The organism is Citrobacter sp. Cf136 (genome assembly GCF_030333815.1).
GTDB lineage: Bacteria > Pseudomonadota > Gammaproteobacteria > Enterobacterales > Enterobacteriaceae > Citrobacter > Citrobacter freundii.
In genome coordinates this window covers 63,549-78,018 of record NZ_JAOWFE010000029.1, presented here as the reverse complement: position 1 = coordinate 78,018, position 14,470 = coordinate 63,549, and the positions used below count along the sequence as shown (strand labels likewise).

Below are 14,470 nucleotides of genomic sequence, written 5' to 3'. Positions count from 1 at the left end.
TTTCACCCTAACTTCTCAGGTCCAGCATGACAACGAACTATATTTTTGTGACCGGCGGGGTCGTATCCTCTCTGGGAAAAGGCATTGCCGCAGCCTCCCTGGCAGCCATTCTTGAAGCCCGTGGCCTCAATGTAACCATGATGAAACTGGATCCGTACATCAACGTCGATCCAGGTACTATGAGCCCAATCCAACACGGGGAAGTGTTCGTTACCGAAGACGGCGCTGAAACCGACCTGGACCTGGGTCACTATGAGCGCTTCATTCGTACCAAAATGAGCCGCCGCAACAACTTCACTACGGGTCGTATCTACTCCGACGTTCTGCGTAAAGAACGCCGTGGCGACTACCTGGGCGCGACCGTTCAGGTTATCCCGCACATCACGAATGCCATTAAAGAGCGTGTTCTGGAAGGCGGTGAAGGTCATGATGTTGTTCTGGTTGAAATCGGCGGAACCGTTGGGGATATCGAATCTCTGCCGTTCCTTGAAGCGATTCGCCAGATGGCCGTAGAAATTGGCCGCGAGCACACGCTGTTTATGCATCTGACGCTGGTTCCGTACATGGCGGCGGCAGGTGAAGTCAAAACTAAACCGACTCAGCACTCTGTAAAAGAGCTGCTTTCTATCGGTATTCAGCCAGATATCCTGATTTGCCGCTCCGATCGCGCAGTTCCGGCTAATGAACGTGCAAAAATTGCATTGTTCTGTAACGTTCCGGAAAAAGCGGTGATTTCTCTGAAAGATGTCGATTCCATCTATAAAATCCCGGGCCTGTTGAAATCTCAGGGCCTTGACGATTATATTTGTAAACGATTCAGCTTGAACTGTCCGGAAGCTAATCTGTCAGAATGGGAACAGGTTATCTACGAAGAAGCTAATCCGGCAGGCGAAGTGACTATCGGTATGGTCGGCAAGTACATTGAACTGCCGGATGCCTATAAGTCAGTTATCGAAGCGCTGAAGCATGGCGGTCTGAAGAATCGTGTCACCGTCAATATCAAGCTGATCGATTCACAAGATGTCGAAACGCGTGGCGTTGAGATCCTGAAAGGTCTTGATGCAATCCTGATCCCTGGCGGCTTCGGCTACCGTGGTGTTGAAGGTAAAATCGCGACGGCGCGCTTTGCGCGTGAGAACAATATTCCTTATCTGGGCATTTGCCTGGGTATGCAGGTTGCGTTGATTGAGTTTGCACGTAACGTAGTGGGTATGGACAACGCCAACTCCACGGAATTTGTGCCAGACTGTAAGTACCCGGTGGTGGCCCTGATTACCGAATGGCGCGATGAAGACGGCAACGTCGAAGTCCGTACCGAGAAGAGCGATCTGGGCGGCACTATGCGTCTTGGTGCTCAGCAGTGTCAGTTGAGCGACGATAGCCTGGTTCGTCAACTGTACGGCGCGCCGACAATTGTTGAACGCCACCGCCACCGTTACGAAGTCAACAATATGCTGTTGAAACAGATTGAAGCTGCGGGTCTGCGTATTGCAGGCCGTTCCGGTGATGATCAGTTGGTCGAGATCATTGAGGTACCGAATCATCCGTGGTTCGTGGCCTGTCAGTTCCACCCGGAATTTACTTCCACGCCACGTGATGGGCACCCGCTGTTTGCCGGCTTTGTGAAAGCCGCCAGTGAACATCAGAAGCGTCAGGCGAAGTAAGAAGTAAATAAGTTAGAACGGCAATGCACCTATCAGGGTGCATTGTTTGTCTGGAGTTTTAGTTTAACTTGTACTGAGGAAAATCTAATGTCCAAAATCGTTAAAATCATCGGTCGTGAAATCATCGACTCCCGTGGTAACCCGACTGTTGAAGCCGAAGTACACCTGGAAGGTGGTTTCGTTGGTATGGCAGCAGCTCCGTCAGGTGCTTCTACTGGTTCCCGCGAAGCACTGGAACTGCGCGATGGCGACAAATCCCGTTTCATGGGTAAAGGCGTACTGAAAGCTGTTGCAGCTGTTAACGGCCCAATTGCTCAGGCTCTGCTGGGTAAAGATGCTAAAGATCAGGCTGGCATCGACAAGATCATGATCGATCTGGACGGTACTGAAAACAAATCCAACTTCGGTGCAAACGCCATCCTGGCTGTGTCCCTGGCGAACGCCAAAGCAGCAGCTGCTGCTAAAGGCCTGCCGCTGTATGCACACATCGCTGAACTGAACGGTACTCCGGGTAAATACTCCATGCCGGTTCCGATGATGAACATCATCAACGGTGGTGAGCACGCTGACAACAACGTCGACATCCAGGAATTCATGATTCAGCCGGTTGGCGCTAAGACTCTGAAAGAAGCCGTTCGTATGGGTTCTGAAGTGTTCCACAACCTGGCTAAAGTTCTGAAAGCTAAAGGTATGAACACTGCAGTTGGTGACGAAGGCGGCTACGCGCCGAACCTGGGTTCCAACGCTGAAGCTCTGGCTGTAATCGCTGAAGCGGTTAAAGCAGCTGGCTACGAGCTGGGCAAAGACATCACTCTGGCGATGGACTGTGCAGCTTCTGAATTCTACAAAGACGGTAAATACGTTCTGGCTGGCGAAGGCAACAAAGCATTCACCTCCGAAGAATTCACTCACTTCTTGGAAGGACTGACCAAACAGTACCCGATCGTGTCCATCGAAGATGGTCTGGACGAGTCTGACTGGGACGGTTTCGCATACCAGACTAAAGTACTGGGCGACAAAATCCAGCTGGTTGGTGACGATCTGTTCGTAACCAACACCAAGATCCTGAAAGAAGGCATCGAAAAAGGCATCGTTAACTCCATCCTGATCAAATTCAACCAGATCGGTTCTCTGACCGAAACTCTGGCTGCGATCAAAATGGCGAAAGATGCTGGCTACACCGCTGTCATCTCTCACCGTTCTGGCGAAACTGAAGATGCTACCATCGCTGACCTGGCTGTTGGTACCGCTGCAGGCCAGATCAAAACTGGTTCTATGAGCCGTTCTGACCGCGTTGCTAAGTACAACCAGCTGATTCGTATCGAAGAAGCTCTGGGTGAACAAGCACCGTACAACGGTCGTAAAGAGATCAAAGGTCAGGCGTAATCCTGTTCTTTAACTCTTAACGTAAAAACCCGCTGCGGCGGGTTTTTTTATGTCTGCAATTTATTCTTAATTGAAAATTTTGATGAACAATTTGATCTTTCTCACTTTGTTATTATTTTACTAAGAGTAATTTAATTATGTGATTGTTTTTTGTGTGTGTTTTTTATATTTATCATTAACAATAATAGAAATATTGAATGAATAACGAATTGGAAGACATACTGGCGAAATCGGGCATGAAAAAAAAGATGCTGCTATCCTGATAAAGTTGGCAAAACTGAAAAATATCAGCTTAAGTCGGGCATTTTTTCTCTATGCCTGGACATATTACGCCTGGAGTGCTGCTTTACTATTGGCTGTGATTTTTGCATCGTTTTCTGAGGGGATAGAGTTCTTTATAGTGAACGTTTTCTTCTGTATGGCTGTAGCTCTTGTTTCACTCTTCTTTACGCCCTTTGTCATAAATTTAATTTGGAGCATTAAGATTCAATATAAATTGCTTGGGAAATAACAGGAGGTTATTTTGAGTAGTTATGGATTAATGAATTTGCAACGTGAAAAAGAAAAGATTGACCGACTTGTCTATGATATTAGTTTTCAATATATTCATGATCCGGCTATACGTTCAAAATATATGATTGAGGAACGTAGGGTTACATCACGTTACCTTGATGAATATCGGTATGGGAAATTAGATTTCGGCAAGGCATTGGATAGATTACGTGAATATCATATGTCTTTAACTAAATATCATATGCAATTAAGGATGGGGAGTATAAAACTTTATGCTATTGCCCAGAAAGAGAGAGATGCTACGTCCTTGACGACACTTATGCTAAAAGGTGTCGGTTTCGCTAGTGGGCTATTTCAGATTCTTGGGGGCGTTGGGTTTTGCGTTAAAGATATCCGTAGCGCATGCGGCAAATTTGGTGTGCCATTAATGATTCAAGGTGGAGAAAATTCTTATGAAAATGGATATTATCTTTTTACACATAAAGAACCTACTCAAATACCTATCCGTCAGGCGTATCATTACATAGCTAAATTATTGGGCGGTGATGATAAGGCAGGAGATATCGCTTTTTCTTCAGTCGATATTGCTCTTTCGGTTGGGGCCCTGGGGAGTTTGACACGTATTGATGATGCCAGAAAACTCTTTTACTACATTCGTGAAGATTTTATACGTGGCTGGCAAGCCATGGGGGCTGCCGGTATTAGTACTGAACTTGTGGGCGATGCTTCCAGTGGATTTTCTATATATCAGGTGATTTCTCAGCCAGAAACCAATTGGTCTGAGCTAAAGGAGTAATAATGAATTCTAAAATCACTATTGAAAAGTTGGTAGCATTGGGGTTAACAGAATATAAGGCAAGGCATTTGATAAATTTTGCTCAAAATGAGAGCCTTAGTTTGCAAAAAGCTTATTATGAAAGTTATTGTCGGATTTTTAGAGCAGATATGGCATTATTAAGTATCTTTCTTTTTTTCTTTGTTAGTATTCTTGTTAGTGACGATCGTGATGGACTTTTTGTACTGCTTTTCTTGGCGTTATTATATGGGGTAGGAGAGCTTTTTTTTCGATTTCACAAAGGTTGTTGGAAAAAAGTCAAAATTTATTTTGCTCTAAAAGAATTGTGATTAATTGTATTAATATTACATCGTCACCACTCTTAGGAGGATTTTAGGGTTAAAGGTGAAGTTGTTTTTATATTTGCAAATGGTTTTTAAGGTTCTGTAATATGAATGATGACATAAAGAAAATACTCGTAAACTCTGGAATGAAAGAAAAAAAAGTTCGTTTCTTGCTTAAATTAGCGAGAAAGAAAAATATCAGCGTAAGCCGAGCTTTCTTTCTCTACGCCTGGAAATACTATGCCTGGGGTGGCGCGTTATTCTTCTCTATGCTTTTTCCTGCATCAATGGGAGGGTTTGAGCTATTTATAATGTGCATACTTTGTTGCCTCATCTTAGTCTTGATTTCAGTCTTCTTTAACCCTTTCTTTATCAATCTGGTTTGGAGTATCAAGTTACAGCTCAAACTAATGGGTAAGCGGTAGAAAAACTAAACTCGATATACTTTCTGGTGAACAGGGGAGTCTTACCTTAAACAAGCGCAGCGTACGACCCGTTTTCGGAATCTGGGAAAATTATTGCTTATCTTCATACTGAGAACGCTAACAATACCCATTCACGAGATGTTTCAGACTTCTTCAAGAAGAGGGGGACTTTGCCGGCATCCCCACTATTTCTATTTGTAATCCTGTTCTTTAACTCTTAACGTAAAAACCCGCTGCGGCGGGTTTTTTTATGCTTTTAAAGCAGTAGAGGAAGTGTTGCGCTGGCGGTTTGCTGGCTCACATCACTGTACTTTTCATCCAGCGCAATCAGCGACGTGGTGAGAAGTTCTACCAACAGCATCACACCCACCTTGGCGTTTAGCGCACCAGCACTCAACGGACCTTCTGGTTTGGCTGCGACCAGTTGAATATCGCTCAGCGAGGCCAGCGGACTGCGCGGCGTATTACTCAGCGCCAGTACGCGCACGCCTTGCTTACGCGCCAGTTTCACGACATGCAGCAGATCGCGCGTGGAGCCTGAACTGGAGATCGCTACCACGAGCGTATTTTTGCTAAGCGTAGTGGCATTCATGGCTGCGCGGTGCATGTCGCTGAACAGTTGCGCGGGTTTGCCGAGGCGCAGGAGTTTGTAATGTAAATACTCCCCCAGAATAGCGCTGGCTGCTACGCCATAAATCTGTACCGACTGAGCCTGATGTAGCGCCAGAGCGGCGGATTCCAGTAATGTCCTGTCGAGTAACTTTGCTGTGTCCTGCAGCGCTTGCACGGATTCATTGACCACATTGTCAATTTCATCCCCGCTGTGCTCTATCGGCTGTCCTTGCTGGAGATCGAGTGCCAGCGCCATTTTGAATTCGTTATAACCCTTACACCCAAGCGTGCGGCACAGACGTGTGACGCTCGCCTCGCTGGTGTCGCTTTCACGCGCCAGTTCGGTAATCGTCAGGTAGACAACTTTTGCCGGATCACTAAGCACAAACTCTCCCAGCTTCTGCTGTGTTCGGCTATATCCGTCAACGCCCTGGCGCAATCTCAGCAGCAGGTTTTCATTTTCTGACATGCAAAATCCTTAATGCGTTTCTCTGCTGATAGTGTGGCGGAAAGCAGGGGAGAGATGCCAGTCATTTTAAAAAAGTATGATCGGCTTCCTGGTTTTTGATGAAAATTTTCATTTATAAAATTAATTATGGTAAAAATTTTCATCATTAATCGGGGAGATGAAAAAATGATGCAAATGTTTAGCGGCGCCTCATCGGGCGCATGGTTTGAAAAGGCACAGCGGTTCGGCAAATCGTTCATGCTGCCGATTGCGGTACTGCCCGCTGCGGGGCTGTTGCTAGGGATTGGCGGCGCGCTGTCGAATCCAAACACATTGACGGCGTATCCGTTTTTGGACGTTGACTGGTTACAGGCAATCTTCACGATCATGACCAGCGCAGGTTCTATTGTGTTTGCCAACCTGTCGGTGCTTTTTGCGGTGGGTGTGGCAGTAGGACTGGCGAAAACGGACAAAGGCACCGCCGGGCTTGCTGCATTGCTGGCATTTCTGGTGATGAACGCCACCATCAACGCTTTATTGACACTCAACGGAACGCTGGCGCACGAGAATCCCGGTGCCGTAGGCCAGGGGATGACGCTGGGTATTCAGACGCTGGAAACAGGCGTATTTGGTGGGGTGGTGATTGGGCTTGTCACCTGCGCGCTGCATAGCCGTTTCAATAAAGTCTCGCTGCCTCAGTTCCTTGGTTTCTTCAGCGGTTCGCGCTTTGTGCCGATTATTAGCTCCCTTGCCGCGATTGTAGTGGGTGCGGTCATGACGGTGGTTTGGCCGCATTTCCAGAAACTCATTTTTGGACTGGGTGGTCTGGTGGATGCGACCGGTTATCTGGGTACGCTGTTGTACGGCTTCATCCTGCGTATGCTTGGCCCACTGGGGTTACACCATATCTTTTATTTACCGTTCTGGACCACAGCGCTTGGCGGGAGTGAAATCGTCAACGGCCAGTTGGTTGAAGGCACGCAGCGTATTTTCTTCGCGCAACTTGCCGATCCGAATACGCAGCAGTTCTATGCGGGCACCTCGCGCTTTATGTCCGGGCGCTTTATCACCATGATGTTTGGCCTGCTTGGCGCATGTCTTGCGATGTACCATACTGCCAAACCAGAGAACAGAAAGCTTGTCGCCGGACTGCTGTTGTCTGCGGCCCTGACCTCTTTCCTGACGGGGATCACTGAGCCTATCGAGTTCTCCTTCCTGTTTGTCGCACCTGTGTTATACATCATTCACGCCTTCTTCGATGGTCTGGCGTTTATGATGGCGCATATTTTACATATCACCATCGGGCAAACCTTTTCGGGTGGGCTTATCGATTTCCTCCTCTTCGGTGTGCTACAGGGGGAAGCTAAAACCAACTGGATGTACGTCCCTATGGTGGGGATCCCGTGGTTCTTCCTTTACTACTTCACCTTCCGCTATTTGATTAACCGCTTTAACTGGTTGACGCCTGGTCGTGAAAACGCAGCACCGACTGAATCCGGCCTGCCGCAAAGTGAGCGTGCTGCGGCTGTGATTGCCGGACTGGGAGGTAAAGAGAATCTGGAAGAGGTGGACTGTTGCGCCACACGTCTGCGCGTGACGGTAAAAGAGAGTAGCAAGGTCGATGAAGCGGCGCTGAAAGCGACCGGAGCGCGTGGCGTAATTATTCGCGGCAACGGGGTTCAGGTGATTTATGGCCCGCATGTCACCATCATCAAAAACGAAGTCGAAGAGATCTTATCGTAATGAAAACTGTACTGGATTCCCTGAAAGGTAAATTAATCGTCTCCTGCCAGGCGCTGGAAAATGAGCCCCTGCACAGTCCGTTTATTATGTCGCGTATGGCGCTGGCGGCAGCGCAGGGAGGTGCTGTAGGTATTCGTGCGAACAGCGTGGTGGACATTCGCGCGATCAAAGAGAGCGTCTCCCTGCCGGTGATTGGGATTATCAAGCGCGATTATCCGGGTAGCGATGTGTTTATCACGGCCACGCTCCAGGAAGTGGATGAGCTAATGACCGTTGATCCGGAGATTATTGCTCTGGATGCGACAGCGCGCCCGCGCCCAGGTGGACAAACGCTGGAAGAATTAGTTATGCAAATCCGCGCTCGCTACCCGTCTGTGCTGCTGATGGCGGATATCGCCACCATAGACGAGGCGGTGACAGCTGAGCGTCTGGGTTTTGACTGCGTGGGCACCACGCTCTACGGCTATACCGCTGACACTGCCGGGCATGTGCTGGCGGAAAACGACTGCGGTTTTTTACGTGAGGTATTGGCGGCGGTCAGCGTACCTGTCGTGGCAGAAGGAAACGTCGATACTCCGGAACGTGCCGCACGATGCCTGGAATTAGGTGCCCATACCGTGGTGGTTGGTGGCGCAATCACGCGTCCGCAGCAGATAACGGCACGCTTTGTCGCGGCGATCGCCTCGTAAAGCATCGATGGGGCATGATACTTTGGCGGGGATCTGCGATAATTATCGTTTATCCCCATATTGAGAGCGCTATGCAGTACCCGATTAACGAGATGTTCCAGACCCTGCAAGGTGAGGGTTACTTTACCGGCGTCCCCGCCATTTTTATTCGTTTACAGGGATGCCCGGTTGGCTGTGCCTGGTGCGATACCAAACACACCTGGGATAAGCTTGAGGATCGGGAAGTCTCCCTGTACAGCATCCTGGCCAAGACCAAAGAAAGCGACAAATGGGGGGCGGCGAGCAGTGAGGATCTGCTGGCGGTCATTTCGCGTCAGGGGTATACCGCCCGTCATGTGGTGATCACCGGCGGCGAGCCCTGCATTCATGACCTGATGCCGCTGACTGACCTGCTGGAAAAGAACGGCTTTAGCTGCCAGATTGAAACTAGTGGTACCCACGAAGTACGCTGTACGCCGAATACCTGGGTGACCGTATCGCCGAAGGTAAATATGCGTGGCGGTTATGATGTGCTGTCGCAGGCGCTGGAGCGCGCGAATGAAATCAAACATCCGGTTGGTCGCGTTCGCGATATTGAAGCGCTGGATGAACTGCTGGCGACGTTGAGCGACGACAAACCACGAATCATCGCCTTACAGCCAATCAGCCAGAAAGAAGATGCGACGCGTTTGTGTATTGATACCTGTATTGCGCGCAACTGGCGTCTGTCGATGCAAACCCATAAATATCTGAATATTGCCTGATAACTGTGCCGGGAGCGTTTCGCTTACCCGGCCAGAGTTTGTTGCTCGTTGCAGGCCGGATAAGACGCATTGCCATCCGGCAAGCCTACAATCACTCGCCGCGGTACACGCAGCCTGCTGTGCAGGTTTCTTTCACCATTACAGCACTTAGCAGAGGGACCACAGGTTTAATCTGATCCCAAATCCATTTGGCCAGCACTTCACTGGTTGGATTTTCTAAGCCAGGAATATCGTTCAAATAGTAGTGATCGAGTCTGTCGTAAGTCGGCTTAAACGCGGCTTTTAACTCAGCAAAATCCATGATCCAACCGGTATGCGGATCGACTTCACCGGTAATTTCAAGACGCACCATAAATGAGTGACCATGCAGGCGGCCACACTTATGCCCTTCCGGTACGTGCGGCAGGCGGTGAGCGGCTTCGAAGGTGAAATCTTTAAACAAGGTGGTGGACATTATTTACTCTCAAGAATGCGAAAAACCGCCGTAGGGTACCGTAAAGCACAATTTTTATCATTAGTTAAAAGGGCGCTAAGCATCAGAACGTCATATTTACGCTGTTAATGTTTGATAACTATTTATATATCATATAGTTATTAAATCGGTTTTGTCGTTAATGACTATAACTAAAACAGGTTAGTCCATTTGGTTATTTGTTATTTCTATCCCTTCTTTAATTGTTACTATCCCCGCCGTTAACCTTATCTTCAGTTTGGGTTTTATTGCTGAAATCCGCTTTGCTTACTGGAACATGACAACGCATGACGACACAGGCCCCACCTTCCGCTCTGCTACCGCTAAACCCGGAGCAACTGGCACGCCTTCAGGCAGCCACGACCGATTTCACTCCCGCACAGCTTGCGTGGGTTTCTGGCTATTTTTGGGGCGTGCTGAATCAGCAGCCTGGTAGCAATGCAGCGGCGCTTGCGCCTGTCGCTGAAATGCCAGGCATTACGCTTATCTCCGCCTCGCAAACCGGTAATGCGCGTCGTGTGGCGGAAGCCCTGCGCGATGATCTGATCGCCGCGAAGCTCAACGTCACTCTGATCAACGCTGGCGACTATAAATTCAAACAAATCGCCAATGAAAAACTGCTGATCGTGGTGGCGTCGACGCAGGGGGAAGGTGAACCGGCTGAAGAAGCCGTGGCGCTGCATAAATTCCTGTTCTCGAAAAAAGCGCCAAAGCTCGATAACACCGCTTTTGCCGTGTTTGGCCTTGGCGACACCTCCTATGAGTTTTTCTGTCAGTCAGGAAAAGACTTCGATGCGAAACTGGCTGAGCTGGGCGGTGAACGTCTGCTCGATCGTGTAGATGCCGACGTCGAATATCAGGCCGCCGCCGCGCAGTGGCGTGCCCGTTTGGTTGATGTCCTGAAAGCACGTGCGCCTGCGGTACCGTCTGTGCAAGTTGCCGCGAGCGGTGCGGTAAATGAAGTACACACCAGTCCGTACACCAAAGAAGCGCCGCTGACGGCGTCGCTTGCGGTGAATCAGAAAATTACCGGCCGTGACTCTGAAAAAGACGTACGCCATATTGAAATTGATTTAGGCGATTCCGGCCTGCGTTATCAGCCGGGCGATGCATTGGGCGTCTGGTATCAGAATGACCCGGATCTGGTTAAAGAACTGGTTGAACTGCTGTGGCTGAAAGGTGATGAGCCGGTGACGGTTGAAGGCAAAACCTTGTCGCTCGCTGAAGCGTTGCGGTGGCATTTCGAGCTGACGGTGAATACCGGCAATATCGTGGAGAACTATGCCACCTTAACCCGCAGCGAAGCATTGCTGCCGTTAGTGGGTGACAAAGCACAGTTGCAGCATTATGCCGCCACCACGCCCATCGTCGATATGGTGCGCTTTTCCCCGGCGCAACTGGATGCTCAGGCGTTAGTTGATCTTCTGCGTCCGTTGACGCCGCGTTTGTACTCCATTGCCTCTTCTCAGGCGGAAGTGGAAAGCGAAGTGCACGTCACCGTGGGCGTGGTGCGTTATGAGATAGAAGGTCGCGCCCGTGCTGGTGGTGCTTCCAGTTTCCTCGCCGACCGCGTGGAAGAAGAAGGTGAAGTTCGCGTGTTCATTGAACACAATGACAATTTCCGCCTGCCGTCAAACCCGCAGACGCCGGTGATTATGATTGGCCCGGGTACGGGAATTGCACCGTTCCGTGCCTTCATGCAGCAGCGTGCGGCTGATGGAGCCGAAGGCAAAAACTGGCTGTTTTTCGGTAACCCGCACTTTACCGAAGATTTCCTGTATCAGGTGGAATGGCAGCGTTACGTCAAAGAGGGCGTACTGAGCCGTATCGATCTCGCCTGGTCCCGCGATCAAAAAGAAAAAGTCTACGTACAAGATAAACTGCGCCAACAGGGCGCGGAACTGTGGCGCTGGATTAACGACGGTGCCCACATTTATGTCTGCGGCGACGCCAATCGTATGGCGAAAGACGTTGAGCAGGCGTTGTTGGAAGTGATTGCCGAATTCGGTGGTATGGATATCGAAGCGGCGGATGAATTTTTAAGTGAGCTGCGCATTGAGCGCCGTTATCAGCGAGATGTCTACTAATGAGCGAAAAACATCCAGGACCATTGGTGGTCGAAGGCAAACTGTCCGACGCTGAGCGTATGAAGCTGGAAAGCAACTATCTGCGCGGTACCATTGCCGAAGATTTAAACGACGGCCTGACCGGCGGGTTTAAAGGCGACAACTTCCTGCTGATCCGTTTTCACGGTATGTACCAGCAGGACGACCGCGATATCCGCGCTGAACGTGCCGAGCAAAAGCTGGAGCCGCGTCACGCGATGCTGCTGCGCTGTCGTCTGCCGGGTGGAGTGATCACCACCAAACAGTGGCAGGCGATCGACAAGTTCGCCCATGACAACACTATTTACGGCAGCATTCGTCTGACCAACCGTCAGACCTTCCAGTTTCACGGCATTCTGAAGAAGAACGTTAAGCCGGTACACCAGATGCTGCACTCCGTCGGCCTGGACGCACTGGCGACCGCCAACGATATGAACCGTAACGTGCTGTGTACCTCCAACCCGTATGAATCTGAGCTGCACGCCGAAGCCTACGAGTGGGCGAAAAAGATCTCCGAACATCTGCTGCCGCGCACCCGCGCCTATGCAGAGATCTGGCTTGATCAGGAAAAAGTTGCGACCACCGACGAGGAGCCGATCCTCGGTCAAACCTATCTGCCGCGTAAGTTTAAAACCACGGTGGTGATCCCACCGCAGAACGACATCGATCTGCATGCCAATGACATGAACTTCGTGGCGATTGCGGAAAACGGCAAATTGGTGGGCTTTAACCTGCTGGTGGGCGGCGGTTTGTCCATTGAGCATGGCAATAAGAAAACTTACGCCCGGACGGCAAGCGAATTTGGTTATCTGCCGCTTGAGCATACGCTGGCTGTGGCGGAAGCGGTGGTGACGACTCAGCGTGACTGGGGTAACCGTACCGATCGTAAAAACGCCAAAACCAAATACACGCTGGAACGCGTAGGCGTTGAGACCTTTAAAGCTGAAGTTGAGCGCCGCGCGGGGATCAAGTTTGAGCCCATCCGCCCGTACGAGTTCACCGGTCGCGGCGATCGTATCGGCTGGGTGAAAGGGATCGACAATAAATGGCATCTGACGCTGTTTATTGAAAACGGCCGTATCCTGGATTATCCGGGCCGTCCGTTGAAAACCGGTCTGCTTGAGATCGCGAAGATCCACAAAGGTGAGTTCCGTATTACCGCGAACCAGAACCTGATCATTGCAGGTGTTCCTGAGAGTGAAAAGGCGAAGATCGAGAAGATTGCGCAGAAGAGTGGCTTAATGAATGCGGTCACTCCGCAGCGTGAAAACTCGATGGCCTGCGTGTCGTTCCCGACCTGTCCGCTGGCGATGGCGGAGGCCGAGCGCTTCCTGCCAACGTTTATCGACAACATCGACACGCTGATGGCGAAGCACAGCCTGAGTGATGAAAATATTGTCATGCGTGTGACTGGCTGCCCGAACGGTTGCGGCCGCGCGATGCTGGCGGAAGTTGGTCTGGTGGGAAAAGCGCCCGGACGTTACAACCTCCATTTAGGGGGCAACCGTATTGGAACTCGCATTCCCCGGATGTTTAAAGAGAACATCACCGAGCCGGAAATTCTGGCATCGCTGGATGAACTGATTGGGCGCTGGGCGAAAGAGCGCGAAGCGGGTGAAGGCTTCGGTGACTTTACGGTGCGTGCGGGCATTATTCGCCCGGTGCTCGATCCTGCCCGGGATTTCTGGGAATAATGTGAAATTGACTTATCGGGTCTGCTGAATCGGCAGACCTGATAAGCGCAGCGCCATCAGGCAAGGCAAACAGTGAGGAACTTATGTCCAAACTCGATCTCAACGCGTTGAACGAACTGCCGAAAGTTGAACGCGTTATGGCGTTGGCGCAAACCAACGACCAACTGGAAAAATTGAGCGCCGAGGATCGCGTGGCGTGGGCGCTGGAAAACCTGCCTGGCGAATATGTACTGTCATCAAGTTTTGGTATTCAGGCGGCAGTGAGCTTGCACCTGGTAAATCAGGTTCGCCCGGATATCCCAGTGATCCTCACCGATACCGGTTATCTGTTCCCGGAAACCTACCAGTTTATTGACGAGTTAACGGACAAGCTCAAGCTTAATCTGCAAGTCTACCGGGCGAAGGAAAGTGCGGCCTGGCAGGAAGCGCGCTATGGCAAACTGTGGGAGCAGGGCGTTGAGGGCATTGAAAAATACAATGACATCAACAAAGTCGAACCGATGAACCGGGCATTGCTGGAGCTGAACGCGCAGACCTGGTTTGCCGGTCTGCGCCGTGAGCAATCGGGCAGTCGTGCGCATTTACCGGTGCTGGCTATTCAGCGTGGTGTGTTTAAAGTTCTGCCGATCATCGACTGGGACAACCGTACGGTTTACCAGTATCTGCAAAAGCATGGTCTGAAGTACCATCCACTGTGGGATCAGGGCTATCTGTCAGTCGGCGATACCCATACCACCCGCAAATGGGAGCCGGGAATGGCGGAAGAAGAGACGCGGTTCTTTGGGCTGAAAAGAGAGTGCGGGCTGCACGAAGGCTAACTGTTAAAAGCCCGGTAACGTTTATTTATTACCGGGCTT

At 50.3% G+C, this 14,470-nt stretch carries 12 protein-coding genes; 10 read left to right on the top strand and 2 right to left on the bottom strand.

Features of this window, described 5'->3' with window-relative positions; all coding sequences use genetic code 11:
* Positions 1–26: 26 nt before the first annotated feature.
* The 4 genes from pyrG to OGV98_RS00955 all read left to right on the top strand — a co-directional run bounded on the left by pyrG (position 27) and on the right by OGV98_RS00955 (position 4,688).
* Positions 27–1,664 (top strand): glutamine hydrolyzing CTP synthase, encoded by a 1,638-nt coding sequence (gene pyrG, locus OGV98_RS00970; RefSeq protein WP_003034127.1) that lies wholly within the window; start codon positions 27–29, stop codon positions 1,662–1,664.
* Between the two features lie 87 nt (positions 1,665–1,751).
* Positions 1,752–3,050 (top strand): phosphopyruvate hydratase, encoded by a 1,299-nt coding sequence (gene eno, locus OGV98_RS00965; protein ID WP_130715417.1) that lies wholly within the window; start codon positions 1,752–1,754, stop codon positions 3,048–3,050.
* 523 nt (positions 3,051–3,573) lie between these two features.
* Positions 3,574–4,359 carry a DUF4225 domain-containing protein gene (locus tag OGV98_RS00960; RefSeq protein WP_044713405.1) on the top strand — a complete coding sequence of 262 codons (786 nt, stop codon included), beginning with the start codon at positions 3,574–3,576 and terminating at the stop codon, positions 4,357–4,359.
* 2 nt (positions 4,360–4,361) lie between these two features.
* The gene (locus OGV98_RS00955) at positions 4,362–4,688 is read left to right on the top strand and encodes a hypothetical protein (protein ID WP_061549730.1); all 327 of its coding nucleotides are present in this window, start codon (positions 4,362–4,364) and stop codon (positions 4,686–4,688) included.
* A 675-nt stretch (positions 4,689–5,363) separates the two neighbouring features.
* Here OGV98_RS00955 and OGV98_RS00950 read toward each other — a convergent pair.
* The gene (locus tag OGV98_RS00950) at positions 5,364–6,188 is read right to left on the bottom strand and encodes a MurR/RpiR family transcriptional regulator (protein WP_130715418.1); all 825 of its coding nucleotides are present in this window, start codon (positions 6,186–6,188) and stop codon (positions 5,364–5,366) included.
* 165 nt (positions 6,189–6,353) lie between these two features.
* On the opposite strand from OGV98_RS00950, the gene OGV98_RS00945 reads away from it, so the two are divergent.
* The 3 genes from OGV98_RS00945 to queE all read left to right on the top strand — a co-directional run bounded on the left by OGV98_RS00945 (position 6,354) and on the right by queE (position 9,342).
* The gene (locus OGV98_RS00945; protein ID WP_071685114.1) at positions 6,354–7,910 is read left to right on the top strand and encodes a maltose/glucose-specific PTS transporter subunit IIC; all 1,557 of its coding nucleotides are present in this window, start codon (positions 6,354–6,356) and stop codon (positions 7,908–7,910) included.
* Positions 7,910–8,599 carry an N-acetylmannosamine-6-phosphate 2-epimerase gene (locus OGV98_RS00940; RefSeq protein ID WP_096890030.1) on the top strand — a complete coding sequence of 230 codons (690 nt, stop codon included), beginning with the start codon at positions 7,910–7,912 and terminating at the stop codon, positions 8,597–8,599. The genes OGV98_RS00945 and OGV98_RS00940 overlap by 1 nt, the downstream gene beginning before the upstream one ends.
* A 71-nt stretch (positions 8,600–8,670) precedes the next feature.
* Positions 8,671–9,342 (top strand): 7-carboxy-7-deazaguanine synthase QueE, encoded by a 672-nt coding sequence (queE, locus tag OGV98_RS00935; protein ID WP_003034139.1) that lies wholly within the window; start codon positions 8,671–8,673, stop codon positions 9,340–9,342.
* Between the two features lie 91 nt (positions 9,343–9,433).
* Here queE and queD read toward each other — a convergent pair whose 3' ends face one another.
* Positions 9,434–9,796, bottom strand: coding sequence for a 6-carboxytetrahydropterin synthase QueD (gene queD / locus OGV98_RS00930; protein WP_003034142.1), 363 nt, complete (start codon positions 9,794–9,796; stop codon positions 9,434–9,436).
* Positions 9,797–10,101: 305 nt separating this feature from the next.
* On the opposite strand from queD, the gene cysJ reads away from it, so the two are divergent.
* The 3 genes from cysJ to cysH all read left to right on the top strand — a co-directional run bounded on the left by cysJ (position 10,102) and on the right by cysH (position 14,431).
* Entirely contained in the window at positions 10,102–11,901 is a 1,800-nt protein-coding gene (gene cysJ / locus OGV98_RS00925; protein ID WP_286550943.1) for an NADPH-dependent assimilatory sulfite reductase flavoprotein subunit, read from the top strand.
* Positions 11,901–13,613 carry an assimilatory sulfite reductase (NADPH) hemoprotein subunit gene (cysI, locus tag OGV98_RS00920; RefSeq protein ID WP_003034148.1) on the top strand — a complete coding sequence of 571 codons (1,713 nt, stop codon included), beginning with the start codon at positions 11,901–11,903 and terminating at the stop codon, positions 13,611–13,613. The genes cysJ and cysI overlap by 1 nt, the downstream gene beginning before the upstream one ends.
* 83 nt (positions 13,614–13,696) lie before the next feature.
* Complete coding sequence (cysH, locus tag OGV98_RS00915) at positions 13,697–14,431, top strand: phosphoadenosine phosphosulfate reductase (protein ID WP_032938355.1); 735 nt, start codon at positions 13,697–13,699, stop codon at positions 14,429–14,431.
* Positions 14,432–14,470: the final 39 nt, after the last annotated feature.

Excerpts from the sequence above, each read along its gene's own strand:
- pyrG (WP_003034127.1), top strand. The coding sequence starts at position 27 with ATGACAACGAACTATATTTTTGTGACCGGCGGGGTCGTATCCTCTCTG.
- eno (WP_130715417.1), top strand. The coding sequence starts at position 1,752 with ATGTCCAAAATCGTTAAAATCATCGGTCGTGAAATCATCGACTCCCGT.
- OGV98_RS00955 (WP_061549730.1), top strand. The coding sequence starts at position 4,362 with ATGAATTCTAAAATCACTATTGAAAAGTTGGTAGCATTGGGGTTAACA.
- OGV98_RS00950 (WP_130715418.1), bottom strand. The coding sequence starts at position 6,188 with ATGTCAGAAAATGAAAACCTGCTGCTGAGATTGCGCCAGGGCGTTGAC.
- OGV98_RS00945 (WP_071685114.1), top strand. The coding sequence starts at position 6,354 with ATGATGCAAATGTTTAGCGGCGCCTCATCGGGCGCATGGTTTGAAAAG.
- OGV98_RS00940 (WP_096890030.1), top strand. The coding sequence starts at position 7,910 with ATGAAAACTGTACTGGATTCCCTGAAAGGTAAATTAATCGTCTCCTGC.
- queE (WP_003034139.1), top strand. The coding sequence starts at position 8,671 with ATGCAGTACCCGATTAACGAGATGTTCCAGACCCTGCAAGGTGAGGGT.
- queD (WP_003034142.1), bottom strand. The coding sequence starts at position 9,796 with ATGTCCACCACCTTGTTTAAAGATTTCACCTTCGAAGCCGCTCACCGC.
- cysJ (WP_286550943.1), top strand. The coding sequence starts at position 10,102 with ATGACGACACAGGCCCCACCTTCCGCTCTGCTACCGCTAAACCCGGAG.
- cysI (WP_003034148.1), top strand. The coding sequence starts at position 11,901 with ATGAGCGAAAAACATCCAGGACCATTGGTGGTCGAAGGCAAACTGTCC.
- cysH (WP_032938355.1), top strand. The coding sequence starts at position 13,697 with ATGTCCAAACTCGATCTCAACGCGTTGAACGAACTGCCGAAAGTTGAA.